The 25,649-nt window shown below is 63.5% G+C and carries 25 protein-coding genes; 16 read left to right on the plus strand and 9 right to left on the minus strand.

Annotation, left to right across the window (positions count from 1 at the left end; genetic code table 11):
• Positions 1-144 precede the first annotated feature (144 nt).
• Positions 145-2,835, plus strand: coding sequence for an aconitate hydratase AcnA (gene acnA, locus NKH97_RS15900; protein WP_023811303.1), 2,691 nt, complete (start codon positions 145-147; stop codon positions 2,833-2,835).
• A gap of 97 nt (positions 2,836-2,932) precedes the next feature.
• Here acnA and NKH97_RS15905 read toward each other — a convergent pair whose 3' ends face one another.
• The gene (locus NKH97_RS15905; protein ID WP_352797824.1) at positions 2,933-3,604 is read right to left on the minus strand and encodes a ceramidase domain-containing protein; all 672 of its coding nucleotides are present in this window, start codon (positions 3,602-3,604) and stop codon (positions 2,933-2,935) included.
• A 172-nt stretch (positions 3,605-3,776) separates the two neighbouring features.
• Here NKH97_RS15905 and NKH97_RS15910 point away from each other — a divergent pair, with 172 nt between their 5' ends.
• Positions 3,777-4,577, plus strand: coding sequence for a DUF1223 domain-containing protein (locus NKH97_RS15910; RefSeq protein ID WP_023811305.1), 801 nt, complete (start codon positions 3,777-3,779; stop codon positions 4,575-4,577).
• A gap of 605 nt (positions 4,578-5,182) precedes the next feature.
• The gene (locus NKH97_RS15915; protein WP_023811306.1) at positions 5,183-5,569 is read left to right on the plus strand and encodes a DUF2794 domain-containing protein; all 387 of its coding nucleotides are present in this window, start codon (positions 5,183-5,185) and stop codon (positions 5,567-5,569) included.
• A 115-nt stretch (positions 5,570-5,684) separates the two neighbouring features.
• Here the strand turns inward: NKH97_RS15915 and NKH97_RS15920 are convergent, their stop codons facing one another.
• The 4 genes from NKH97_RS15920 to NKH97_RS15935 all read right to left on the minus strand — a co-directional run bounded on the left by NKH97_RS15920 (position 5,685) and on the right by NKH97_RS15935 (position 10,619).
• Complete coding sequence (locus tag NKH97_RS15920) at positions 5,685-6,257, minus strand: GNAT family N-acetyltransferase (RefSeq protein WP_352797827.1); 573 nt, start codon at positions 6,255-6,257, stop codon at positions 5,685-5,687.
• Between the two features lie 110 nt (positions 6,258-6,367).
• Complete coding sequence (locus NKH97_RS15925) at positions 6,368-7,147, minus strand: Bax inhibitor-1/YccA family protein (protein ID WP_023811308.1); 780 nt, start codon at positions 7,145-7,147, stop codon at positions 6,368-6,370.
• Between the two features lie 227 nt (positions 7,148-7,374).
• The gene (locus tag NKH97_RS15930) at positions 7,375-9,924 is read right to left on the minus strand and encodes an ABC transporter permease (RefSeq protein ID WP_023811309.1); all 2,550 of its coding nucleotides are present in this window, start codon (positions 9,922-9,924) and stop codon (positions 7,375-7,377) included.
• Complete coding sequence (locus tag NKH97_RS15935) at positions 9,924-10,619, minus strand: ABC transporter ATP-binding protein (RefSeq protein ID WP_352797832.1); 696 nt, start codon at positions 10,617-10,619, stop codon at positions 9,924-9,926. The genes NKH97_RS15930 and NKH97_RS15935 overlap by 1 nt, the downstream gene beginning before the upstream one ends.
• Before the next feature lie 84 nt (positions 10,620-10,703).
• Here NKH97_RS15935 and NKH97_RS15940 point away from each other — a divergent pair, with 84 nt between their 5' ends.
• Positions 10,704-11,348, plus strand: coding sequence for an arylesterase (locus NKH97_RS15940; RefSeq protein ID WP_128304279.1), 645 nt, complete (start codon positions 10,704-10,706; stop codon positions 11,346-11,348).
• Between the two features lie 125 nt (positions 11,349-11,473).
• Positions 11,474-12,070, plus strand: a complete 597-nt coding sequence (gene thpR / locus NKH97_RS15945) for an RNA 2',3'-cyclic phosphodiesterase (RefSeq protein ID WP_127382293.1) — start codon at positions 11,474-11,476, stop codon at positions 12,068-12,070.
• Here the strand turns inward: thpR and NKH97_RS15950 are convergent.
• Positions 11,974-12,492 carry a low molecular weight protein-tyrosine-phosphatase gene (locus tag NKH97_RS15950; RefSeq protein ID WP_128304280.1) on the minus strand — a complete coding sequence of 173 codons (519 nt, stop codon included), beginning with the start codon at positions 12,490-12,492 and terminating at the stop codon, positions 11,974-11,976. The two genes, thpR and NKH97_RS15950, sit on opposite strands and share 97 nt — an antisense overlap.
• Positions 12,493-12,542: 50 nt before the next feature.
• Here NKH97_RS15950 and NKH97_RS15955 point away from each other — a divergent pair, with 50 nt between their 5' ends.
• From NKH97_RS15955 to NKH97_RS15980, 6 genes are all read left to right on the plus strand, one after another.
• Complete coding sequence (locus tag NKH97_RS15955; protein WP_023811314.1) at positions 12,543-12,839, plus strand: 4a-hydroxytetrahydrobiopterin dehydratase; 297 nt, start codon at positions 12,543-12,545, stop codon at positions 12,837-12,839.
• 122 nt (positions 12,840-12,961) lie between these two features.
• On the plus strand, positions 12,962-13,324 hold the full coding sequence (locus NKH97_RS15960) for a YkvA family protein (protein WP_128304281.1): 363 nt from the start codon (positions 12,962-12,964) through the stop codon (positions 13,322-13,324).
• Positions 13,325-13,594: 270 nt separating this feature from the next.
• On the plus strand, positions 13,595-14,098 hold the full coding sequence (locus tag NKH97_RS15965) for an invasion associated locus B family protein (protein WP_127296348.1): 504 nt from the start codon (positions 13,595-13,597) through the stop codon (positions 14,096-14,098).
• 191 nt (positions 14,099-14,289) lie between these two features.
• Entirely contained in the window at positions 14,290-15,525 is a 1,236-nt protein-coding gene (gene rlmN / locus NKH97_RS15970; RefSeq protein ID WP_023811317.1) for a dual-specificity RNA methyltransferase RlmN, read from the plus strand.
• On the plus strand, positions 15,522-15,971 hold the full coding sequence (locus NKH97_RS15975; protein WP_023811318.1) for a hypothetical protein: 450 nt from the start codon (positions 15,522-15,524) through the stop codon (positions 15,969-15,971). The genes rlmN and NKH97_RS15975 overlap by 4 nt, the downstream gene beginning before the upstream one ends.
• Positions 15,971-16,450, plus strand: a complete 480-nt coding sequence (locus NKH97_RS15980) for a hypothetical protein (RefSeq protein WP_023811319.1) — start codon at positions 15,971-15,973, stop codon at positions 16,448-16,450. The genes NKH97_RS15975 and NKH97_RS15980 overlap by 1 nt, the downstream gene beginning before the upstream one ends.
• A 6-nt stretch (positions 16,451-16,456) precedes the next feature.
• On the opposite strand, the gene NKH97_RS15985 is transcribed toward NKH97_RS15980, so the two are convergent.
• Positions 16,457-17,098 (minus strand): LysE family translocator, encoded by a 642-nt coding sequence (locus NKH97_RS15985; RefSeq protein WP_352797839.1) that lies wholly within the window; start codon positions 17,096-17,098, stop codon positions 16,457-16,459.
• Between the two features lie 125 nt (positions 17,099-17,223).
• A complete protein-coding gene (locus NKH97_RS15990; protein ID WP_352797842.1) occupies positions 17,224-19,299 on the minus strand; it encodes a putative bifunctional diguanylate cyclase/phosphodiesterase in 2,076 nt (691 codons plus the stop codon).
• Positions 19,300-19,586: 287 nt separating this feature from the next.
• Between NKH97_RS15990 and NKH97_RS15995 the strand changes: the two genes are divergently transcribed.
• Both NKH97_RS15995 and NKH97_RS16000 read left to right on the plus strand, forming a co-directional pair.
• Positions 19,587-20,810 carry an argininosuccinate synthase gene (locus NKH97_RS15995; RefSeq protein ID WP_352797845.1) on the plus strand — a complete coding sequence of 408 codons (1,224 nt, stop codon included), beginning with the start codon at positions 19,587-19,589 and terminating at the stop codon, positions 20,808-20,810.
• A gap of 5 nt (positions 20,811-20,815) precedes the next feature.
• The gene (locus tag NKH97_RS16000) at positions 20,816-21,337 is read left to right on the plus strand and encodes a hypothetical protein (protein WP_352630977.1); all 522 of its coding nucleotides are present in this window, start codon (positions 20,816-20,818) and stop codon (positions 21,335-21,337) included.
• 71 nt (positions 21,338-21,408) lie between these two features.
• On the opposite strand, the gene NKH97_RS16005 is transcribed toward NKH97_RS16000, so the two are convergent.
• Complete coding sequence (locus tag NKH97_RS16005) at positions 21,409-22,206, minus strand: lytic murein transglycosylase (RefSeq protein ID WP_128304286.1); 798 nt, start codon at positions 22,204-22,206, stop codon at positions 21,409-21,411.
• Between the two features lie 141 nt (positions 22,207-22,347).
• Between NKH97_RS16005 and NKH97_RS16010 the strand changes: the two genes are divergently transcribed.
• The 3 genes from NKH97_RS16010 to NKH97_RS16020 all read left to right on the plus strand — a co-directional run bounded on the left by NKH97_RS16010 (position 22,348) and on the right by NKH97_RS16020 (position 25,536).
• The gene (locus tag NKH97_RS16010) at positions 22,348-23,598 is read left to right on the plus strand and encodes a flavin monoamine oxidase family protein (protein ID WP_352555592.1); all 1,251 of its coding nucleotides are present in this window, start codon (positions 22,348-22,350) and stop codon (positions 23,596-23,598) included.
• A gap of 177 nt (positions 23,599-23,775) precedes the next feature.
• A complete protein-coding gene (locus tag NKH97_RS16015) occupies positions 23,776-24,873 on the plus strand; it encodes a zinc-binding metallopeptidase family protein (RefSeq protein ID WP_352759331.1) in 1,098 nt (365 codons plus the stop codon).
• Between the two features lie 63 nt (positions 24,874-24,936).
• Entirely contained in the window at positions 24,937-25,536 is a 600-nt protein-coding gene (locus NKH97_RS16020; RefSeq protein WP_023811326.1) for a DUF1236 domain-containing protein, read from the plus strand.
• Positions 25,537-25,649 lie beyond the last annotated feature (113 nt).

The raw sequence follows: 25,649 nt of genomic DNA on the forward strand, positions 1-25,649 counted from the left end.
AGCGCCGAACCAGCGCACGCGCCGCCTTGAACGGCTCGGGTTGCTTGGGAACGGACAGCGGAAATGGCCGTACCCGCACCTTTGCGCGTGATTGCATGCCATCGGCGTCCGTTCCCTTTCAGGCTGAACAGACAAGGATCGCACGTGTCAAAATCCCTCGACAGTTTCAATTGCCGCCGCACGCTGACCGCAGGCGGCGCGGAGTATGCCTATTTCAATCTCATTGAGGCCGAGAAGAACGGCCTCACCGGCATCTCGCAGCTGCCCTATTCGATGAAGGTGCTGCTGGAAAACCTGCTGCGCAACGAGGACGGCCGCTCCGTCACCAAGGAATCGATCCAGGCGGTGGCCGGCTGGCTGACCGACAAGGGCACCGCCGGTGTCGAGATCGCCTATCGCCCGGCCCGCGTGCTGATGCAGGATTTCACCGGCGTTCCGGCCGTGGTCGACCTTGCCGCGATGCGCGACGCCATGGCTTCGCTCGGCGGCGATCCGCAGAAGATCAACCCGCTGGTGCCGGTCGACCTCGTCATCGACCATTCCGTCATCGTCGACGAATTCGGCACGCCGATGGCCTTCGCCCGCAATGTCGAGCTGGAATATGAGCGCAACGAGGAGCGCTACAAATTCCTCAAATGGGGCCAACAGGCGTTCCGCAACTTCCGCGTCGTGCCGCCCGGCACCGGTATCTGCCATCAGGTCAACCTCGAATATCTCGGCCAGGTGGTGTGGACCAACACCGAGGACGGCGAAACGACAGCCTATCCCGACACCTGCGTCGGCACCGATTCGCACACCACCATGATCAACGGCCTTGGCGTGCTCGGCTGGGGCGTCGGCGGCATCGAGGCCGAGGCGGCCATGCTCGGCCAGCCCGTCTCCATGCTTTTGCCTGAGGTGATCGGCTTCCGCCTCACCGGCAAGCTCAAAGAAGGCGTCACCGCCACCGACCTCGTGCTCACCGTCACCCAGATGCTGCGTAAGAAGGGCGTCGTCGGCAAGTTCGTCGAGTTCTTCGGGCCGGGCCTCTCCAACATGACGCTGGCCGACCGCGCCACCATCGGCAACATGGCGCCCGAATATGGCGCCACCTGCGGCTTCTTCCCGGTCGACTCGGAAACCATCCGCTACCTCACAATGTCCGGCCGCAGCGAGGACCGCATCGCGCTGGTCGAGGCCTATGCCAAGGCTCAAGGAATGTGGCGTGAGACCGGCTCGACCGATCCGGTGTTCACCGATCTGCTCGAGCTGGAACTTGGCTCCGTCGTGCCGTCGATGGCCGGACCCAAGCGGCCCGAGGGCCGCGTCGCCCTGGAAGGCATTCCGGAAGGTTTCGCCAAGGCGATGGAGACCGAATACAAGAAGGCCGCCGAAATCTCCAAACGCTACGCAGTCGAAGGCACCGACCATGATCTCGGTCATGGCGACGTCGTCATCGCCGCCATCACTTCGTGCACCAACACCTCGAACCCGAGTGTGCTGATCGGCGCCGGCCTCCTGGCCCGCAACGCCAACCGCCTCGGTTTGAAGCAGAAGCCATGGGTGAAGACCTCGCTGGCGCCGGGCAGCCAGGTGGTCGCCGAGTATCTGGAGAAATCCGGCCTGCAGAAGGAACTCGATCAGATCGGCTTCAACCTGGTCGGCTTCGGCTGCACCACCTGCATCGGCAATTCCGGCCCGCTGCCGGCGCCGATCTCGAAGACCATCAACGACAAGGGCCTGATCGCTGCCGCGGTCTTGTCCGGCAACCGCAACTTCGAAGGCCGCGTCTCGCCCGACGTGCAGGCGAACTATCTGGCCTCGCCGCCGCTGGTCGTCGCGCACGCGCTGGCCGGCACCGTCACAAAGGACCTGACCACCGAGCCGCTCGGCGAGGACAAGAACGGCGAGCCGGTCTACCTCAAGGATATCTGGCCGAGCTCGGCCGAGATCCAGGAGTTCATCGAGAAGAACGTCACCCGCGAGCTGTTCGCCCGCAAATATGCCGACGTCTTCAAGGGCGACGAGTACTGGCAGAACGTCAAGGCGCCGGAAGGCCAGACCTATGCCTGGGACGACAACTCGACCTATGTGCAGAACCCGCCCTATTTCGCTGGCATGACATCAGGTTTCGGCAAGATCGGCGACATCAAGGGCGCCCGCGTGCTCGGCCTGTTCGGCGACAAGATCACCACCGACCACATTTCGCCGGCCGGATCGATCAAGGCGGCCTCGCCGGCCGGCAAATACCTCACCGACCACGGCGTCGGCGTCGCCGACTTCAACCAGTACGGCACGCGGCGCGGCAATCACGAGGTGATGATGCGCGGCACCTTCGCCAACATCCGCATCCGCAACCACATGCTGGGCGAGAACGGGCGCGAGGGCGGCTACACCATCCACTACCCGTCGAAGGAAGAGGAATCGATCTACGACGCGGCGATGGAGTACAAAAGGGAAGGCGTGCCGCTGGTTGTCTTCGCCGGCGTCGAATACGGCAACGGCTCGTCGCGCGACTGGGCTGCCAAGGGTACCAATCTCCTTGGTGTCCGCGCGGTCATCGCCCAGTCCTTCGAGCGCATCCATCGCTCGAACCTGGTCGGCATGGGCGTTATCCCCTTCGTCTTCGAGGAAGGCACCTCATGGGCATCGCTCAACCTCAAGGGAGACGAGCTGGTCGAGATCGACGGCTTGAGCACCATCAAGCCGCGCCAGACGATGATCGCCAAGGTCACCTATGGCGACGGCACGGTGAAGAATGTGCCGATCATCTGCCGCATCGATACGCTGGATGAGCTCGATTACTTCAAGAACGGCGGCATCCTGCAATACGTGCTGCGCGATCTGGCGGCTTAAGTACGGGAGTAAGGGAGTAGGGAAGGTGAAGACCTATTCCCCTATTCCCCTATTCCCCTATTCCCCTATTCCCCTATTCCCCTATTCCCCTATTCCCCTATTCCCCTACCTTCGGCTTCCCAAACCGCGCCGCCGCCGCCAAAAGCACGCTGAGCATCAGCCCGTTGAGGATGTGCCAGAGGAAGTGCGTTCCGAGCGGAAAGCTGCCGCAGACCACCGGGTCGATCATCCGGCAGATGACGGACACGACGAAGATCGCCGAGCCCGCCAGATTATACCAGCCGGCGCGATTGCCGCTCACCGTCACCCAGACACCGAAGAAGGCGAGCGCCAGGAACGGCGGCAGATAGCCCGTCGTACCGTTCGACGCCTGGCGCAGCCAGTCCGGCACGGCAAGGGTTATCGCCCCGGCAATCACATAGAAAGCGATGAAGATGGCGATGGCCTTGCCCCATCGCATGCCGAGGAAGCGGCGTAAATTGAACAGCGTGTAGGCCAGCGTGAAGCCGGCGATCGGCAGCACGTCGGCCCAGACCGTGCCCTTGGTGGCAAAGGTGTGGAAGATCGTCGAACCGATGCCGATCGCCACCACCCACCAGGCCAGCACCTCGGCGAAGGCGCCGGTGCCCAGCCTTCGCACCTCGCGCACGCCCCACAGGCCGGCGGCGATGAAGGCGAGATTGGTCAGGGCGTTGACGGGTTCGGACCAGAATTCCGGGCCGGTCCGCTCGCAATAGAGGTCGACTGGCGCCAAAAACGTTTGCCACATCGTGATTGCCGCCCGAATCGGTTTCTATCCTGAAGCGCAGATCCTTCCTATTGCGGGGTTGCGGTCAGCTGCAATGGCAAAATTTCACCGCAACGTGACTTCCCGTTGACTTCCGGTTCTGCCACATATTTTAGCAATCAAGATAAAGCCGGCACCACCGGCGGGAATCGGAATGGCCATGGCCTCGCGAAAATCATTGTGGCTGGCAGCTCTTGCGCTGGCCTTCTCGGCGTCTGCCGGCGCCGGGCATGCCGGCGAATCCGATCGCGCCCATGCCGACCGGGTCCAGATCGACAGGCTCCAGATCGACAGGCCATTGGGCGTGGTCGAACTGTTCACCAGCCAGGGCTGCAGTTCCTGCCCGCCGGCCGATACGCTGTTCTCCGAACTTGCCGCTAAGGAAGATATCGTCGCGCTCGCCTATCACGTCGACTATTGGGACTATCTCGGCTGGCAGGACACGCTGGGCCGCAAGGAGAACACCGAGCGGCAATACGACTACATGCGCGCCTTCGGCAGCCGCTCCGTCTATACGCCGCAGGCCGTCATCAACGGCCGTGTCCACGTCAACGGCGCCAGCCGCGGCGAGGTCGATGGCGCGCTCGCCCGCATGGCCAAGAACGGCGAAGGCATGCGCGTCGCCGTCAAGGTCAGCCGCACCAGCGACCGTGTGACGATCGACGCCGGTGATGCCGGCAACGGCCCCAGCGACGCCCATGTCGTCATCGTCTATTTCGACCCGCCGCAGACGGTCAAGGTCGGCGAGGGCGAGAATACCGGCCGCAAGATGACCTACTGGAACGCCGTCACCGGGATTCAGACCGCTGGCATGTGGCATGGCAAGGCACAGCGCTACGAGCTGCCGATGAGCGAGATTGCCAAAAAGGGCGGCTGCGCCGTGCTGCTGCAGTCGGTCGGCAAGGACGGCATGCCCGGTCCTATTCTCGGCGCCGCGTTCATCCACAAGCCGTAACGGACGCCGGCGCCCCCCATCTTCGCTAGGACTGTGGATGGGAGGCCCCTCATCCGGCCGCTTCGCGGCCACCTTCTCCCCGAGGGGAGAAGAGGTAAAGCGCCGCCGCGATCTCCTCTCCCCTCGGGGAGAGGTCGGATTGTCCCGAATTGCCCCTTCGCAATTCGGTTGGCAATCCGGGTGAGGGGGACGCGACGCTCGGTGAAACCGCACTCGACTCACCACCCAATAAAAAACCGACGTCAGCTTGCTTCTGACGTCGGTCATTTAGGTTTTGGGATCGTCGCACCCGGTTCTTCCGAGGAAGAGCCGAGGTTGGTTCGATCCGACGCAGACCCGTGGGCGGGGGGCTTGGGGTTTACGAGCCGGTGCCGGACCGAACCGTCTCAGGCAACACCGGTAAATTCGTCGGACATTGGGGCATGAGCGCGGATAAAAAAAGGCAGAAATGTGGCGGAACATCACCAATTCCAACACGGCGTTTCATAAAAGTGACTGGACGTGACGAAAACGGCGCGGCGCGGGGCTCGGTTCGCTAGGCCTTGCAATTCAGTCGCGAACACGCCAACTTTGGTTGGCAAAGATTCATTTTGAAGGATCGAGGCATGACGGATGACAGCGGCGGGACGGGGGATGGGGACGCATCCGCGATATTGATCCCGCTGCACGAGGCACGACGCGAACGTCTCGATCAGCCGGTACGGTTTGACCGCCGCGAGTTGGACCAGATCCTCAGGCTCTACGGACGCATGGTCGCTGCCAATGAATGGCGCGACTACGCCATCGATCATCTTGCGGACCGCGCCGTGTTTTCCGTATTCCGCCGCACCAGTGAAGTGCCGCTGTTCCAGATCGTCAAGGATCCGAAACTGGCCCGCAAGCAGGGCGCTTTTGCCGTCATCGCCGCCGGCGGCCGCATCCTGAAACGCGGTCAGGAACTTGGCCGCGTGCTTGGTGTGTTCGACAGCAAGCTCAAGGTTGTAGAGGCTTGAGCTACGGAATTGAAGAAACTGGAGAATTGAAGAATTGAAGAATTGGGCACTCGACGCCTGATGTAACCGCCTTCTTCTTCAGTTCTTCAGTTCTTCAGTTCCCCAATTCCTCGCTTCAGTCCCCTTTAAGACGAAACTTCCGCTCCGGCAGCGAGCTCGGATCGGGCGGCGCCGAGGCACCGCCATTCAGCGACAGCTGCATGAACACCGTGTCCAGCCAGCGCCCATGCTTGTAGCCGGAACCTTCGAGGCGTCCCGAATAGCGAAAGCCGAGCTTTTCGTGCAGCCGCACCGAGGCACTGTCGGGACGGCCATCGCCGATCACCGCGATGATCTGGCGAAAGCCCGCCGTCGTCACTGCCTCGATCAGGCTTTGCATCAGCTTGAGCCCGACGCCCTGGCCCTTGGCCTCGGGCGCGACATAGACCGAAGCCTCGACGATGAAGCGATAGGCCGGGCGCGGCCGGAAGGCGCCGGCATAGGCGTAGCCGAGAACAGTGCCGTCCTTCTCCGCCACCAGGTAAGGAAAGCCGCCGGCCATCAGGCTGTCGAATCGAACACCCATCTCCGCGCGGCTCGGCGGCTCCAGCTCATAGCTCGCCGTGCCTTGGGTCACCGCGTCGGCATAGATGGCCGTGACGCTGTCGAGGTCGGCCACCGTGACAGGCCGGATCGTAATATTGCTCATTGTTTATGCATGTCGTTTCTCTGCTCGCAATAACAGCAAAGGCCAAGACAAAAGAAAAGGGCGGCCGTTGGGCCGCCCTTCTGGAACTCGATGGTCCAAGCGCTGCTGTACTAGCGGCGGTCGCCCATGAACTGCAGCAGGAACATGAACAGGTTGATGAAGTCGAGATAGAGCCTCAGCGCGCCCATGATCGCCTTGCGGCCGGCGACATCGGTAGCATCGCCCTCGAAATACATCTCCTTGATCTTCTGCGTGTCATAGGCGGTGAGGCCGGCGAAGACCAGCACGCCGATCGCCGACACGGCGAAAGACAGCGCCGACGACTGCAGGAAGATGTTGATCACCGACGCGATGATGATGCCGAACACGCCCATGATCAGGAACGAGCCCATTGCCGTCAAGTCGCGCTTGGTGGTGTAGCCGAACAGCGACAGCGCGCCGAAAGCGGCGGCGGTGGCGAAGAAGGTCTGCGAGATGCTTGCCGTGGTGTAGACCAGGAAGATCGACGACAGCGACAGGCCGACGAGACCGGCATAGACCCAGAACGTGGTCTGCGCGGCAGCGACGCTCATCGACTGAATCCTGAACGACAGGAAGAACACGGCGGCCAGCGGCGCCAGCATCACCACCCAGCGCAGCGGCGAACCGAAGATCGCGTAGCCGAACGAGGTCAGCATCTCGCCGCTTGGCAGCGTCGCGACAGCCGAAGCCGGATCGGTGGTGGTGGCCAGCATGATCGTGCCGACAGCGGCAAGACCAGTGATGAGGAGGCCAAGCCCCATCAGATTGTAAACCTTGATCATGTAGGCGCGCAGGCCCTGATCGATGTCGGCACCGACGCTGACGCCGGGCACGGCGCGCGTCTGGTAGTTGCGAATGGGATCAGCCATTGTAGTCCTCTATTGCTTCTGCCCCGTCCGGTGTCAGGTCCTTCCGGACCCAGGCGCCGCTGGCAGGGCTCCAGCATGCCTGTGGCGAAATATGATGGTTATTCGCGTCAAGAACAAGACCGTAACCGGATGTAACGGTTCGTGAGGCAACCAAGTGCCGATTCCTCGGCTTTCCGGACGGCTTTCTTACCAAGATTTAATCCAGGATGCCTTTTCCGGGCCTGTCGTCACAGGTTGCGCAGCACCGGTGCTGCCTTGTGGCCGAGCACCCGCCAGGTGCCGGCGAGACCAATGCCGACCGTGACCACCAGCGAAAACAGAATGGTTGCCACCGCCACCTCCGGCATGAAATGCGACGGCAATGTCATGATGCGCGCGACGACGAACCAGGCGGCAGCACTGCCCGCTGCCAGCGCGAAGATGGCGGTGGCCAGCCCGATCAGCATATATTCGAGCGAGAAGGCCGATATCAGCGTCGTGCGTGTCGCACCCAGCGTCTTCAACACCACCGCATCATGGATGCGCGCCCGGTTGCCGGCTGCAAGCGCGCCGGCCAGCACCAGCACCGAGGCGATCAGCGCCACGCCAGCGGCGGCCCGGATCGCCGTGCCGAGTTGCCCGACCAACCGGTTGACGACATCGAGCGCGTCCTTGACCCGCACCGTCGTCACCGCGGGGAAGGCGCGGGTGACGGCGTTGAGGATGCGGGCGTCGTCGGCCGTCGAGGCACTCTTTTCGGTCAGCGTCGCCATCCAGCCATGCGGGGCGCCTGCGAATGTGTTGGGCGAGAAGACCATGACGAAATTGATGCCCATCGTCTCCCATTCGACCTGGCGGAAATTGGCGATCCTGGCGGTGACATTGCGGCCCAGCACATTGACGGTGATGGTGTCGCCGAGCTTCAGCCCGATCTCCTTGCCTTCTTGCGCCGAAAACGAAACCAGCGGTTCGCCGCTGTAATTTTCGGGCCACCAACTGCCCTCGGTCAACGTCGCGTTCTCCGGTTGCCTGGTGTCATAGGTCAGGCCGCGGTCCCCCCTCAGCACCCAGGCGCCTTCCGCCGGCACTTTCACCTTGTCGACATCGACACCGTTCAGCGCCATCACCCGGCCGCGCAGCATCGGCACCTTGGCTAGCACGCCCTGCGGGGCCTCCTTGCCGATCAGCGCCGAGAAAGACGCGACATCGGCGCTCTGGATGTCGACGAAGAAGAAGTTCGGCGCCCGTTCCGGCAGGCTGCCGGAGATCTGCCGCCTGAGATTGCCATCGATCAGCGCCAGCGTCACCAGCAGCGTCAGGCCAAGCCCCAGGGACAGCACCACCGATGGCGTCAGGGCGCCTGGCCGATGAATGTTGCCGATGGCGAGCCTGAGCGCCACGAAGCGCACGCGCGGGCTTTTCCTGGCCGCCCATTGCACCAGTGCGCCGACCACGCGCAGCACCAGGAAGGCGAAGACGGTAGCGCCGACAAAAATCGAGGCTATGCGCTGGTCGCCCGAGAACAGAATGGCCAGCGCCGCAAGCAACAGCGCGATGCCTATGGCGGCCGCGACATAAGCGGGGCGCGGCAAGCCGCGGCCTTCCAGCCCCATTTCGCGAAACAGCGCGGTTGCCGGCACGTCGCGGGCGCGGCCGAGCGGCAGCAGCGCGAAAGCCAACGTCACCAGCAGGCCGAACAGCGCCGCCATACCGAGCGCGCCGGGATAGAAGCCGCCTTCGGCAGGCACCGGAATGACGGATTGCAAGGCCGCACTCGCCGCGAACGGCATCAGTGCGCCGAGCACAAGGCCCAGCACGATACCCAATCCGGCTATGATCAGGATCTGCACGAGATAGACGGCAAAGACGAAGCCGCCCGAAGCGCCCAGGCTCTTGAAGGTGGCGATGACGCCGCGCTTGCCGTCGAGATAGGCGCGTACCGCATTGGCGACGCCCACGCCGCCGACCACCAGCGCCGTCAGCCCGACCAGGGTCAGGAACTGCGAGAAACGTTCAATGTTGGACGACAGCGCGGGCGCCGCGTTGCTGCGTGTGCGGATCGACCAGCCTGCTTCGGGGAAATCCGTGGCGGCCTTGTCCTGGACGGCTTTCAGCCGCACCTCGTCGGCGTCTGCCGGCAGCCGGATCTTGTAGGCATTCTCGACCAGGCTGCCCGGCTGGATCAGTCCAGTGGCCGCCAGTCCGTCGGTCGAGATCATCAGCCTTGGGGCGAAGCCGAAACCGTCGGACACGGCGTCCGGTTCGGCGACCAGCCTGGCGCGCAGTTCGAAAGTGGCGGTGCCGAGCTTCAGCCGGTCGCCGATCTTGACGTGCAACCGCTCGAACAGAAGATCGGGTGCCGCCGCACCGAAGACGCCGAACTCTTCGCCGAACAGTTCCTGTTTCGACAGTGCCGGCTCGGTCTCCAGCGTGCCATAGAGCGGATAGGCATGGTCGACCGCCTTGGCCTCGACCAGCGCCTGGTCGGATCCGTCGGCCAGACGCGCCATCGAACGCATGCTGGCGGTCCGGGAAACCGTGCCGAGCCCGTCAAGGAAGCTGCGCTCCGCCCGGCTGGCGTCACGCTGGTTGATCTGGAAGCGAAGATCGCCGCCGAGCAGCGTCTGGCCCTGATTGGCGACACCGGCGGTGATCGAACGCGCCACCGAGTTGACGCCGCCGATGGCCGCGACGCCGAGCGCGATGCAGGCGAGGAAGATCAGGAAGCCGGACAGGCCGCCGCGCATCTCGCGCAGTGAGAAGCGGACCGCGAGCCTCAACGTCCGGGACAGCGGCATCAGGCCGTCACCTTGACGGGGGCCGGTGCCTCGATCCGGCCCGAGCGCATCGAAACCTGGCGCGAACAGCGCGCCGCGAGCGCCGGATCATGGGTCACCAGCACCAGCGTCATGCCGCGCTCGGCCGCCTTGGCAAACAAGAGGTCGGCGACCTGCCGCCCGGTCGCCTGGTCGAGATTGCCGGTCGGCTCGTCGGCGATCAGGATGCGCGGCGACGGCGCCAATGCGCGGGCGATCGCCACGCGCTGTTGCTCGCCGCCCGACAATTCGCCGGGATAGTGGGTGACGCGGTCGCTGAGGCCAACCGCCGCCAGCTCGCGCGCCGCCACCGAAAACGGATCGGCATGGCCGGCCAGTTCCAGCGGCACCGCGACATTTTCCAGCGCCGTCATGTTGGGAATGAGATGGAAGGACTGGAACACGATGCCGATGTTTCGGCCACGAAACGAAGCAATCTGGTCCTCGCTTTTGCCGTTGAGCAAAACGCCAGCGATTCGGACCGTACCCGAATCGACCCCTTCCAGGCCTGCCAGGACCATCAGCAATGTCGACTTGCCGGAACCCGAAGGTCCTACGATGCCGGTCGCCTCGCCGGTCGCCACATCAAGGCTGACACCCTTCAGCACATGGACCGATGAAGCGCCCTCGCCAAGGGTCAGGGATACATCTTTCAGCGCGATGACGGCTTCTGTCAAAATGAAATCGTCCTATATCTGGGAAGGCTCTGCTTGCCGGAAGCCGTCGACTGAAGAATTCCTAGCTCATATGGGGCCTGCCGCATGTCTTTCAAACGCAGTATTGCCGCAGGCTTGATGGTTTTCCTCGCCATCAGCGGCGCCATGTCGTCGGCGAGCGCCGAGCCGTTCAAGATCGTCGGCTTCGGTGACAGCCTGATGGCGGGCTTCGGTCTTGGCCCGGACCAGGGCTTTACCGACAGGCTGCAGGCCGCGCTTGGCGCCAGGGGCCAGGATGTGATCGTCGCCAATGCCGGCGTCTCCGGCGACACGACGAGCGGCGGCCTGGCTCGGCTCGACTGGTCGGTGCCGGACGGCACGCAGCTTGTCATCCTCGAACTCGGCGCCAACGACATGCTGCGCGGCGTTTCGCCCGACATCACCAGGAAGAACCTCGACGAGATGCTGAGCAAGCTGAAGCAGCGCAAGATTGCCGTGCTTCTGGCCGGCATGCGTGCCGCACCCAATCTCGGTCCCGACTACCAGAATGCGTTCGACGCCATTTTTCCGGACCTGGCGAAGAAATACGAAGTCGTGCTCTACCCGTTCTTTCTCGACGGCGTCGCCGGCCAGCCCGGCATGCAACTCGAGGACGGCCTGCATCCGAGCGCAAAAGGCGTCGACCAGATGGTCGAACGCATCCTGCCGACGGTAGAGAAGGTGATCGCGGCAGTGCCGGGCGATTCCTAGCGGATTGGAACTGTTTCCGCCCGGCAAGCTTTTAACAGGGACTGTGGCCAACAAACCTCTTGCTCCGTTTGACTATCGATGATTCGCTATAGGTGACAGTTCGATTCGAGGAAGGGAGGCTCTTCATGCCGCGTCTTTTCACCGCCCTCGAAATTCCGCGTGACGCTGCCCTTTCGCTGTCCCTGCTGCGGGGCGGCTTGCCGGGAGCCCGCTGGATCGATGTCGAAAACTACCATCTGACGCTGCGCTTCATCGGCGATGTCCCCGGCCATGTCGCCGACGAGATCGCCAACGCGCTCGACCGCGTCCACCGCCCTTCCTTCTCGCTGGCGCTGTCCGGCGTCGGCGCTTTCGGGCAGAAGAAGCCGCATGCGGTGTGGGCGGGTGCTTCCGCCTCGCCCGGTCTGGCTGCCCTTCAGGGCGAGATCGACCGCATCTGCCAGCGGCTCGGCATCCCGGCCGATCCGCGCAAGTTCATGCCGCATGTGACGCTGGCGCGCTTACGCAATTCGACTCCGCTGGACGTCGCCCAATATCTGTCGGCGCGCGGCAATTTCTCGACGCTGCCGTTCCGCATCGGCCGTTTCGTGCTGATGTCGTCGCGCGATTCGGTCGGCGGCGGACCCTATATCGTCGAGGAAGCCTGGCCGCTGTCAGGCACGGACGCCCGCGCCTCCAGCCTTGTCGCCAGCGCCTCCGACGCCTCGCGGATCATGCGATAGGCGGAAGCGAAGGCTTCTGCCTCGTCATGATAAGGATCCGGCACGTCGCGTGCCTTTCCCTGCGCGAACTCCAGGAACAGATGGATGCGGTCCTGCACGGCCGCCGGCGCCAGCGCCTTCAGGTCGGCGACATTCGACCGGTCCATGCCGAGGATCAGGTCGAAACGGTGGAGGTCCTGCGGCGTGACCTTGCGCGCCCTCTGTCCGGAAATGTCTACGCCGTGCCGCACCGCGATCGCGATCGCGCGTCGATCGGGGGCAGAGCCGGCCTCCCAGTCACTGGTTCCCGCTGAATCGAGCAGGATATCCCGGGCCGATCCGCGCTCGGCCCAAACGGCGCGGAAGACACCTTCCGCCAGCGGCGACCGGCAGATGTTGCCGAGGCAGACGAAGAGAATGGAGTTTATGGGCTTCGCGCTCATCGATCCGTCGCTATGGTGAGGGTCGTTTTCGAATAGCACAGGATATGGACATGGCGAGAGAGAAACTGGGCAGGCAAGCCGCTGAAGCCGCATTGACCGGTCTCGACGGCTGGGCGCTGGCGGAAGACGGCGCCTCCATCAAGCGCACATTCACCTTCGCGAATTTCTCCGAGGCTTTCGCCTTCATGACCCGCGTCGCGCTTGCCGCCGAGACGATGGACCATCATCCCGACTGGTCGAATGTCTACAAGACAGTCGACGTGACGCTGAACACTCACGACGCCGGCGGCGTCACCGCGCTCGATATCGATCTGGCCAAGAAAATGAACCGTTTTGCCGGCGCCTGAGGCCTGGTATCGCCTCGGCGGGCCCAAATCGGCACCGGCATCTTGTAGCGGGGGTCGGGTTTCACCACATTTTGCCCGCGGGCATGCGCCGGGATGCGCACGGGCTCTGCAAGGAGAGACTGATGGCGCGACAATCCGGTTTTAATTTCTTCGGCTTTGGCGGCAAGCTGGCGGACGAGAGCGAAGTGCGCGAGAAATTCTGGCGCACAGCCAAGAAGGCCGCGCGGCAGATCCCCTTCATGGAAGAGGTGGTGGCCGCCTATTACTGCGCCATGGACAAGAACACGCCGCTGCGCGCCAAAGGCATTCTGCTCGCCGCGCTCGGCTATTTCGTGCTGCCGGTGGATGTCATCCCCGACTTCGTCTTCGGGCTTGGCTTCACCGACGACATCGCCGTGCTCACCGCCGCGATCACCGCCGTCAGTGCCCACATCACCACTGCGCACCGGCAGGCCGCCAGGGACGCCATGGCCGACAAGGGCTGAACTCGCGCACGGAACGCCGTTGAAGCCGGCTTTCTGCGACAGCGTAAAAAGTCAAACTCTTGCCGCTTTCGTGGCCTCCAAGTCGCCAAAGGGATGTCGCGCCAGCCGCTCACAAGGCGGCGGCGCGGGAATGGCGGCGGTTTCCTCGGGGTGAGGGTCCTTTTCTCTTCGGAAATTCACCGTTTGGTAACCCAGATTAAATCAAAATGAAGCGACGGGCAGGACGCCAAGCCGGCCTGCCTCCGCACCATTTGGAATACGGGAAAAGCGATGCGCGGATTGATTGCTATAGTTTCGAGTCTGGCCCTGGTGGCCGTGGCAGCGCCGGCACTGGCGCAGTCGGCGACCAAAATCGGCCAGCACAATGCCTGGGGCACCTACAGCTACCAGGCGTCGGGCGGCAAGGTCTGCTATGTCCTGACCGTGCCGACCGACAAGCAGCCGCCGACGCTCGACCATGGCGACATGTTCTTCTTCGTCAGCCAGCGGCCCGGCCAGCAAGTGTCCTACGAGCCGCAATTCATTGCCGGCTACAACTTCCAGGACGGCTCCAAGGCCACCGTGACCATCGATAAGAAGACGTTTTCGATGTTCACCCGCGGCAAATCGGCCTGGGTCGAGAATGCCGCCGAGGAGCCGGTGCTGATCGCCGCCATGAAGACCGGCACCGACATGAAGGTGACGGCGAAGTCCGGCCGCGGCAACCCGACCAGCTACGTCTTCTCGCTGAAGGGCATTTCGGCGGCGCTGACGTCGATTGCCAAGTGCAAATAGGCTAGGCTTTGTTTTAGTGAAAGGCCGGGCCGCAAAGCCCGGCCTTTCGTTTTTGGGTCTGTTGGTGGATCTCTGGCGAGGGTGCATCATCGCACAACCCATGACTCTGCCGTCAACCTGTGCTATGCGCCGCGCTTCCTTTCCGGCACGATGCGTGAAATCGGCCGCAAACCGCTTATATCAGTGCAACCATGACCCTTTCATTCGATCTCACCACTGACGGCGCCCGCGACGCGTTGCGTGCCCGCGCGGCACAGCCCGAAAAGCCGTCGCTGATCGGCCTGACGCGGGTCGAGCTCGCCGAGGCTCTGGTTGCATCAGGCACCGTGCCCGAGCGCCAGGCGAAAATGCGCGCCCAGCAGTTGTGGCACTGGATGTATGTGCGCGGCGTCTCCGATTTCGCCGGCATGTTCAACATCTCCAAGGATCTGCGCGCCGAGCTCGACAAGCATTTCACCGTCGCCAGGCCCGAGATCGTCGAGGAGCAGATTTCCGCCGACGGCACGCGAAAGTGGCTGTTCCGCTTTCCGCCGCGCGGCGCCGGCCGGCCGGTCGAGATCGAGACTGTCTACATTCCCGAAGAGGGTCGCGGCACGCTGTGCATCTCGTCACAGGTGGGCTGCACGCTGACCTGCTCGTTTTGCCACACCGGCACGCAGAAGCTGGTGCGCAATCTAACGGCTGAGGAGATCCTCGCCCAGCTGCTCACCGCCCGCGACCGGCTCGGCGATTTTCCCGACCGCGACACGCCCGACGGCGCCATCGTGCCGGCCGAGGGCCGCAAAGTGTCCAACGTCGTCATGATGGGCATGGGCGAACCGCTTTACAATTTCGAAGCGGTGAAGAAGGCGCTGCTGATCGCTTCCGACGGTGACGGCCTGTCCCTGTCGAAGCGGCGCATCACGCTGTCGACCTCCGGCGTCGTGCCGGAAATCTTCCGCACCGGCGAGGAGATCGGCGTCATGCTGGCGATCTCGCTGCACGCCACCAATGACGATCTGCGCGACTTGCTTGTGCCGATCAACAAGAAGTATCCGCTCAACGAGCTGATCGCCGCCTGCCGCGCCTATCCCGGCTTGTCGAACGCCAAGCGCATCACCTTCGAATATGTGATGCTGAAGGACGTCAACGATTCCATCGAGGACGCCAAGGGCCTGATCAAGCTGCTCAAGGGCATTCCGGCCAAGATCAACCTGATCCCGTTCAACCCGTGGCCGGGCACCAATTACCAGTGCTCGGACTGGGAGACGATCGAGAAATTCGCCGATTACATCAACAATGCCGGCTATGCCTCGCCGATCCGCACGCCGCGCGGCCGCGACATTCTCGCCGCCTGCGGCCAGCTCAAATCCGACTCCGAGCGCATGCGCAAGGTCGACCGGCTGGCGCTGGAAGCGATGATGATAGCGGGGCACGGCGAGGCGTGAGCCGCCCCTTCGCCTGGCTAAAACGCTTCGCCATCATGGCGGTCGGCTATGTCGCCGCGGTGCTGACCTCGATCCTGGTGCCGGTGCTGCTGATCGCTCTCCTGGAAGGCATCGAAGACGGCAACTGGTCCATCATTTTCGCTTTCGACTGGCTGGGCTCGTTCCCGCTCGCCGTCTTGACCGTAACGATCGGCGCGCTGTTGATCGTCGGCCCGGCGCTCTTTGTCGCCGAACGGTTTTCACTTCGGGGATGGTTCTACTTCGCCGCCACCGGTGCGATCACGTCCATCGCCTTTGGCGTATCCATGCCGCGCTCGGCCAGCAGCTTTGTCTTCAATCCGGGCTTTCTGGGTTTTCTCGCCACCGCCGGCATCGCCGCCGGTTCGGTCTACTGGCTTCTGGCTGGACGCAGGTCCGGCACGCGACAGAATCTGGGCCGAGATTGATGGCGCGTCTCGTCGGCTACCTCGTCCGTTTCACCGTCATCCTGTTCGGCTATGCCGTCGCCTCGCTGGCGGCGAGCGCCTTCCTCAACATCCTGTTGCTGGCATCGCTCGGCTACACGCCGGAGCATGCGCATCCGACGGCGACGGCTTCCCTGTATTTCTCAATTCCCTTCGCCGCTCTGTTCGTCGCCTATTTCGCCCTGATGCCGGCCTCTGTCGTCATCCTGCTTGCCGAAATCCTGGGCCGGCGCGACTGGCTGTTCTATGCGCTGGCAGGCGCGGTGGTTGCCGGTGTTTTCCTCGGGCTTGCCGACCGCAGCGGTGACACCGCCTTCGTCGTCAGGGACACCAGCGCCATCATGGCCGTGATCGGCAGCGGCATGGTCGGTGGTATCTTTTACTGGCTCAGCGCCGGGCGCTGGGCCGCAAGCTGGTGGCAAGGCGAACCAGGATCAAAAGAGGATGGCCAGACAGGATGACGGCGCCTACTTCGCCTGCGCCGTCAGGATCTTGAGGGCGAAGGCGGAGAACACGCCGGCAAAGAGATAGTCGACCGCCCGTGTGACGCGCGGGCTGGCCTTCATCGCCGCCGAAAACTTTTCCGCCGCCAGCACCATCGGCACCGTCACCGGGACCGACAGCACAATGAACATCAGCCCAAGGAAAAACAGCTTTCCCGGTGCGTTCGGATCATGCGCGGAGACGAACTGCGGCAGGAAGGTCATGAAGAACAGGATGATCTTCGGGTTGAGCAGATTGACGCCGAGGCCCGCCGCCCAGCTGCGCAACAGCGAAATCTCGGGGCCTGTCTTCTTCTCCGGCGAAAATGCCGAGCCCCTGGTGATTGCCTGCCAGGCCAGGAAGACGAGATAGCCGGCGCCGAATATCTTCAGCACGAAGAAAGCCATCGGCGAGGCGACGATCAGCGCCGAGACGCCGATCACCACCAGCGTGGTGTGGATGAGCGTGCCGCACAGCGCGCCAGCCATCGAGGCAAAGCCGGTGGCACGGCCCTGGCTCAGCGTGCGCGAGACGAACAGGGTCATGTCCGGCCCCGGCGTGATCGCCAGGATGACCGTGGCGATGGCGAACTGGATCAGCGTGGTGGTGTCTGGAATGAACGACATGAGCGGCCCCAAGGGATTGCGAGGCCTATACAGGATGCGCCATGACGATGCCAGACACAGCAGCGACCCGATCTCGATCCAGCAGGCGTCCGCACGGCATTCGCTGGACGGCCGGCCGCGGCGTCCTATGCCTGCCTGCTCAGCCCCATCCTCGCCGGCTCCTCCGCGACGAGTTGATCGTTGCGGACATCGGCGTCCCCGGTGATCTGGTCGATCGGCTTGGGCCGGCCGAGGAAATAGCCTTGCGCCTCGTTGCAGCCTTCGACTTGCAGGATGGTGAGCTGGACATGCGTCTCGACGCCTTCGGCAAGCACCGGAATGTCGAGGCTGCGGCCCAGCGTCAGCACCGCCCGGATGATGGCCTTGGCCTGCGGGCTTCGCTCGACGTCAGCCATGAATGAACGGTCGAGTTTGATCTTGTCGAACGGAAACGAGCGCAGCGTATCGAGCGATGAATAGCCTGTGCCGAAATCGTCGATCGCGATCGTCACCCCCAGCGCCTTGATCTGGCGCAGGACATGCAGCGTGCGCACCTTGTCGGCGACGATCGTCGATTCGGTGAGCTCCAGCTCCAGCCGTTTCGGCGACAGCCCGGTCTCGATCAGGATCTGATGGACGAGCTTGGCGAGATCGGCATGGGCGAACTGTACCGGCGACAAATTGACCGCGATCTTGTGGCCGTTGCCCCACGAGGCCGCCTGGCGGCACGCGGTCCGCAGCACCCATTCGCCGATCGCCATGATCGAGCCGTTCTCCTCGGCAATCGGGATGAATTCGGCGGGCGGGATCATGCCGTGCACCGGATGGGTCCAGCGCAGCAGCGCCTCGTAGCCGCAGGTGGCGCCGGTCGGGACCGAGGTCTGCACCTGATAGTGGAGCGAAAGCTCGCCGCGCTCGATCGCCTGGCGAAGGTCGGTGGCCAGCGCGCGGCGCGCCCGCGCCGTCTCGTCCATGGCGGATTCGTAGAAGCAGAGGGCTCGCGTGACGTCGTTCTTTGCCCGGTACATGGCAAGATCGGCATTGCTGACCAGCCGCTCGCGGTCGGCCCCGTCGCGCGGATAGATCGCTACGCCGATGCTGGCGCCGGCGGCGATTTCGAAATCGTCGAGCCGCAACGGCTCGAACAGGGATTTCTCCAGCCGCGAGACCAGCCCGAGAAGGTCCTTCTGATCCTTGAAGCGCTTGATCGCGGCGAACTCGTCACCGCCGAGCCGGGCGACGAATTCGCCCTCGCCGATGAGTTTCGATAGCCTGCGGGCGACGATCTTGAGCGCCTGGTCGCCGGCCGCATGCCCCCTGAGGTCGTTGATCTCCTTGAAGCGGTCGAGATCGATGACGATGACCGCCGTCATTGTGTCCTCGCCCTCGCATGCCCGGTCGATTTCATGGTCAAGGCGGTCGTTGAAGGAGACCCGGTTGGGAAGGCCGGTAAGGGCGTCGTTGAGGGCGAGATGCTGAAGCCGCTCGAAGCTCTCCAAACGACCACGCTCATCGATCAGATAGCTGGCGAAGCCGGTAGCCGCGACGATCAGGCCCACCACGGCGACGGCGACCGCCATTGCCACCAGAATATCGGGATTGGTGCCTGTGCTGATGAAGGACAGCGGCGTCACCGCCACCGCGGCCATAGCCGTGAAATGCAGGCCGACGATCGCCAGCACCAGCAGCCCGATGGCGAGATAGTGCGACCAGCGGTATGGCCGGCGCACGGCATGGCCGACGGCCAGGGCGGAGAACACCGCCGAGATGACCAGTGAGGCCACGACATAGGAGCCGTCCCATTCGACGATGCCGGCAACGTGATAGGCCATCATGCCGGTGTAGTGCATGGCCGAGATCGCCAGGCCGACGACGACGCCGCCCCATTCCGGGGCCAGGCGCCGGCTCTTGCCGGATGCAAGGGTGAAACCCAGCCCGGTGCCGGCGATGGCGATGACCAGGGACGCCATGGTCAGGACCGGATCGAAGGTGATCGGCGCGCCGGGCTGGTAGGCCAGCATGGCGATGAAATGGGTGCACCAGATCGACGAGCCGGCGGCAACCGCGGTCAGGAACAGCCAGCCCTTCATCTGCACGCCGGTGGTTTTCCTCGAACGGTCGAAGAGGCCGATCGTCACCCAGCAGCCGGTGACGCACATCAGCGCCGCCAGCAGGACAAGCCACAGATTATGCTCCATGGCGATGCATGATATAACGCGCATCAGGAATGGCCCAGCCCGAGGGTGCCCGCGACGAGGCAAGGCCGTCTCGGCACTTCGCCTACACAGCTTGTCGTCATATTAGCGACGGAGCGTGAAAACTTGATTAAATCCCTCCAGCAAATGCAGCCCTTGATTGCAGCAGGTTGTTTTCCCTGCCCACCCCTCGCCATGGACTGGACCAGAAGCCATGCATGCACGTGTGCTTGCTCGCTCTGCCGTTCCTGCTAAAAGGCGCTGCGACAATCCGTGACGCCCAGGCTGGGGCGTCCGCCATCGACGGAGTAGAAATGTCCAAGGCCAAAGACGTCAAGAAGGTCGTGCTCGCCTATTCCGGCGGTCTCGACACATCCATCATCCTGAAATGGCTGCAGACTGAACTCGGCGCAGAAGTCGTGACTTTCACCGCCGATCTTGGCCAGGGCGGCGAACTCGAGCCGGCCCGTCGCAAGGCCGAGATGATGGGCATCAAGGACATCCGCGTCGTCGACGTGCGCGAGGAATTCGTGTCCGAGTTCGTCTTCCCGATGTTTCGCGCCAACACCGTCTATGAAGGCACCTATCTGCTCGGCACCTCGATCGCGCGGCCGCTGATCTCCAAGCATCTGGTCGATATAGCCCGGGAAACCGGCGCCGACGCGATCGCGCATGGCGCCACCGGCAAGGGCAACGATCAGGTTCGCTTCGAGCTTTCAGCTTACGCACTGAACCCCGACATCAAGGTCATCGCGCCGTGGCGCGACTGGTCGTTCAAATCGCGTACCGACCTGATGAATTTCGCCGAGCAGCACCAGATCCCGGTGCCGAAGGACAAGAAGGGCGACGCACCGTTTTCGGTCGACGCCAACCTTTTGCATTCGTCCTCCGAGGGCAAGGTGCTGGAAGACCCGTGGGTGGAGCCGCCCGAATTCGTTCACCAGCGCACCGTTTCGCCGATGGACGCGCCTGATACCGTCACCGAGATCGAGATCGAGTTCCTGAAGGGCGATCCGATCGCGCTGAACGGCAAGAAACTGTCGCCGGCGACCATGCTGGCGGCACTCAACGATCTTGGCCGCGACAATGGCATCGGCCGGCTCGACCTGGTCGAGAACCGCTTCGTCGGCATGAAATCGCGCGGCGTCTACGAAACACCAGGCGGCACCATCCTGATCGCCGCCCATCGCGCCATCGAATCGATCACGCTCGACCGAGGTGCCGCCCACCTCAAGGACGAGTTCATGCCGCGCTATGCCGAGCTGATCTACAACGGCTTCTGGTTCGCGCCCGAACGGCTGATGCTGCAGGCGATGATCGACAAGAGCCAGGAAGACGTCGAAGGCACGGTGCGCCTCAAGCTCTACAAGGGCAATGTCATGGTCACCGGCCGCAAGTCGAAGAAGACGCTTTATTCGGATGCGCTGGTCACCTTCGAGGACGATCGCGGCGCCTACGACCAGAAGGACGCCGCCGGCTTCATCCGCCTCAACGCGCTGAGGCTAAGGACGCTGGCCGCGCGCAGCCGCACCAAGTAGCGCGGATGCGCGGTTTCGGTCGCTGCTTGGCGCCGCTGGTTGTTCTGGCGACGCCAGCCGCCGGCCAGGAGTTCGACCCCGCCTCTCTCGACCTTCCGGCCCTGATCGAGTGCAGGGCGGACGTTCCGACCTACAACGACTTTGCCCTGTGGCTGTCCAGCGCACCAGGTGCCGTTGAAACGCTTGGCTGGAAGGAGGTTGCCTCGGGCAATCCGTTTCTCAGCCAATACGAACTGCCGGCCAAAATCCGCGTGTTCAACCGCGAGACGGGATCGATCGTGTTTACCGCAGCCGGGCCGATGGCCGTGCTCGATGGCATTGCGGCGCCAGAGCTTGCCAGGGAGCTCAATGTCATTGCCGTTTTTTCGACGCCGGAAAAATTCCTTGGCGAGAAGGTCGTTGTCCAAAGCACCGAAGAGTCGGAAGGATTGACCTTCTCCACGGGCATCAAGCTCAACGTCTCGACCGTCGAGTCGCACCCCGGCAAGACGCTGGCGGGCTGCTCCTACACGCTCGAAATCAAATGAAACCCGACATTCGCGCCGGGTTTCCGATCAAGTCAAAAATAGCCGGGGCCTTCTGCCCGGAGCATGATCCGTCAATCGCCGTCGATCGCCGTGGCAATGCGGGCGATGGCCTGCTGATAGACGCTCGCGGAATTCCAGCCGGCAATCGCGCCCATATTCGCACTCGCGCTCGCGCCCGCCCGCCAGCCATGCCCCTTGAGGAAGTTGGCGGTGGAAGCCAGCGCCGTGCTCTTGTCGCGCAGGTTTCCGCCACCGACGCCATATTTCAGGACGTTTCCGGGCAGGAACTGCGTGTGTCCGATCTCGCCATGCGCGGCCCCGACCGACGAGGCTGTCAACGCCCCGCGATCAACCAGCTTCAGGGCTGCGATGGCATGCGGGTAGAAGAACCCCGGCCGGCGGCAATCATAGGCAAGCGTCAAAATGGCAGAGACGGTGTTCTGGTTGCCCATGGCCGAACCGAAGCCGGTTTCCATACCCCAGATGGCGAGCAACACGCCCGGCGACACGCCGTAATTCGCTTCGATCTTGGAGAACAGCGCCGCATTCGACTTTTTCAGCGACCGGCCCTTGGAAATAATCGCTGCGCCACCACGACGCCGCATGAAATCGTCCACCGAGCCGCTGAAGGCCTTGTGAATGCCGCGGTCGACTGAGATCGTCTTTGTCGCGTAGTTTGCCCCGGCCAGAGCGGCCAGCCCCTTGGCGCCTACACCTTCCGACCTGGCCTGCGCGGCAAAGTCCTGCTTCCAGGCGTCGAAGCCGGCGCCGGTCTTGCCGCAGCTGGCTGCCGCCTGTGCGCCCGTCGCCAGCGCAAGCACCGCCACCACGGCCGCTGCAAACATCTTTCCCTTGGCAAGAATTGCCATGTTGATCTCCTGGTTGCCTGAATCACGTCCCAATTGCGAACTTGCCAGCGAAACGCGCACTTGTCACTGTCACCGCTGCAATGCTGGCGAATGCCGTGGAATTTGCCTAGGATCAAGTGATTATTGTGGCAGGGGGGCTGCATGCAAGACGTCGATGTCGTCATCATCGGTGCCGGCTCGGCGGGTCTTGCCGCCGCCAGGAGCTTGCAGGCGGCGGGGCTTTCCTTCACGCTGCTCGAAGCGATAGACCGAATCGGCGGGCGAGCCTGGACCAGCGACCAGCATTTCGGCGTGCCTTTCGACATCGGCTGCGCCTGGCTGCATGCGGCCGACCGCAATCCCTATTTTCCCGAAGCCCAGGCGGCAGGCTGGACGTTGCATCATCACGACATGAACGTCGATCATCTCTACTACCGCGAGCGCAAGGCGAGCGAAGCGGAAGAAGCCGACATGAAGGCCGCCGACGCAAAGCTGTTCGAACTGCTGGCCAAGCATGAAGTGAAGGACGGAGATGACGATCGTCTTTCGGCGCTGTTGGCAAAAGGCCATGCACCGCGCGCCGCCGCCACCTTCGCCGGGCCGATGGATTTCGGTGCCGACGAGGACGAAATCTCGATCCTCGACTTCCAGGCCGCTGCCGATCTCGACCCGAACTACTTCAGCAAGGAGGGCCTTGGCGCGCTGGTGGCGCGTTTCGGCGCCGGCGTGCCGGTCGAACTTTCGACGCCGGTGCGCAAGATCCTGTGGGACGTGCCGGGCGTCGCCTGCGTCACCGATCGCGGCACCGTCCGCGCCAAGGCGGTGATCGTCACCGCTTCGCCGGCGGTGCTCGCCTTCGAGGAGATCGCGTTCTCGCCGGCCTTGCCAGACACGCATTTCGGCGCCTTCTTCGACCTGCCGATGGGCATGCTGACCAAATTGCCGGTCGAAATATCGGGCACCAGGCTCGGGCTGCAGCCCTTCGACGACCTGCTGATCGAACGGATGGCCAGGCACGACATCTATTTCCTGTGCTTCCCGTTCGACCTCGACCTGATGGTCGGCTTCGTCGGCGGCGATTTCGCCTGGGAAATGTCGGCGGCCGGCGAGGCGGCCGGCATCGACTTCGTCGTCGACCGGCTGTGCGGCATCTTCGGCGGCGATACGCGCAAACATGTCGGACGCGCCATGATGACCAATTGGGGCGGCGAGCGCTTCGTACGCGGTGCCTATGCCGCCGCTCGCCCCGGCCGTTCACTGGCGCGCGCCGCACTCATGCAGCCGGTGGCCGACAAGATCTTCTTCGCCGGCGAGCATCTGGCCGGTCCGCTGATGCAGACCTGTGGCGGCGCACGGCTGTCAGGCGAAGCGGTGGCAAGACAGGTTGTCACCCAGCTTGCGGCGAGGACATGATCCGAACCGAAGGACGGAACCAACGACAGGTGGAACCTGGTCTTCGCTTTGCGAAACCTCGTTCTGCAGAGATTATGTTCCAACAAGTTCGACAAAATGCGGAACGCCGCGCGGCTGTTCGCGTTGGGCACGGGCCGCCGTGAACATCTATGTCACCTCCGGTGAATTGAGACCGACATGAAACTCTTCGACTGCCCCCATTGCGGCCATCGCATCTATTTCGAGAACGCCAAGTGCCTGAACTGCGGGAACCCGGTGCTCTACGATCCCGAGCACGCGCGCTTTGCGCTGGCGGGCGTCGACGGCGTCTTCCAGTGCACCAACGCCGACGAATGCGCCTGCAACTGGATGGCGGAACCGGGTCACGCTTTTTGCCGCGCCTGCGTGCTGAACCAGCTGATCCCGGATCTCTCCGTCGACGGCAACCGCCGCCGCTGGATCCGTGTCGAAGCGGCGAAGAAGCGCGCCATCTACTCGCTGCTGGCCTTCGGGCTGCCGGTAGTCCCCAAGCAGACCCCTGCCGACGAGGTCGGCCTGGCCTTCGACTTCCTCGCCGATCCGATCGGTGGCGGCCCTGGTGGCGAGCGGATCCTCACCGGCCACGACAATGGTTTGATCACGCTCAATGTCGCCGAGGCGGATTCGGCCGAGCGCGAGAAGCGGCGCGTCGAGATGGGCGAGAACTACCGCACCTTGCTCGGCCATTTCCGCCATGAGCTCGGGCACTATTACTGGGACCGCCTCATCCGCGACGATCCGCACAGGCTCGAAGCTTTCCGCGCACTGTTCGGCGACGACCGTGCCGATTACGAACAGGCGCTGAAGGCCTATTATGCCGATGGTGCGCCGCCCGACTGGCAGCAGGGCCACATCTCGGCCTATGCGACCTCGCATCCTTGGGAGGACTGGGCCGAGACCTGGGCTCATCACCTGCACATCACCGACACGCTGGAAATGGTGCACGCACTGAACTTTCCGCTCGGCCGGCTGGAGACGGTGGAGGCCAACGACTTGCCGCGCGGCGACACCGGCGGCGAATTGCAGGCAGCACCCTCGGAGCCGGCGACCGCGCCGGAGCCTTTCGAAAAGATCCTTGCCCGCTGGCTGGTGCTGTCGGAGGCCTCCAATTCGATCAACCGCTGCATGGGCCTGCCCGACCTCTACCCCTTCGTCATTTCGGACGTCACGGCGCGGAAATTGGAATTCGTTCACGAACTTCTGACCGATTTGCCGAAAGAACACGGAACAAATCGTGAGTTGGCGCAGGCGCTTTAGCGGGAACGCATGAGCTGCTGCCCCGTTTTCGCTGGCGAGGGACCATGAAAACGGAGAGAAACCATGAAATCCCTATTGTTTCCTGCGGTAGCCGGAATGCTGACCGTGATGTCCGGCGCCGCGTTTGCCGATACCGCCGTCTCAGCCGTCACCGATCTTAACGTGCGCGCCGGGCCCGGCCCGCAATACCCTGTGATCGGCGTGCTCGCCGCCGGTCAGTCGGCAACGCTCAATGGCTGCATCGAAAACAGCAAATGGTGCACCATAGCCGAGGCCGGCGGCCAGGGCTGGGTCTATTCCGACTATGTGACGGCCGATATAGGCGGCAGCCGGGTGGTGCTGACGGAACGGCGCTCCAGCGTTGCTGTCGTCTCGCCGCCGGAGGACATCGGCAACTACTCGACCGATTATACCGGCGCGATCATCGCCAGCGATCCGGTCGTGGATGACTTCCCTTCGCCCCCGGCTGAAGTCCGCACCTATGTCGACACGCATCGCCTCGATCCCATCTATCTCGAAGGCGAAGTGGTGACCGGCGCGACCCTGCCCGACACCGTCGAGCTGCGCGAGATTCCGGACTACAATTACCGCTATGTCTATGTGAACGGCCAGCGGGCGCTGATCGATCCGCAGACCCGGCGCATCATGTACGTCGTTCGCTGACGACAAGCGGCACAAGCGGCCGCAGCGACAGCAGCGGCCGCCAGCAGGCGGCGCTGCCGCGCGGCGCTCTCCTGCGCCGACTTTGCTCTGGCTTAGTCTTTGCGGAAAACCAT

The sequence above is a fragment of the Mesorhizobium sp. M0870 genome (assembly GCF_040319775.1).
Classification (GTDB): domain Bacteria; phylum Pseudomonadota; class Alphaproteobacteria; order Rhizobiales; family Rhizobiaceae; genus Mesorhizobium.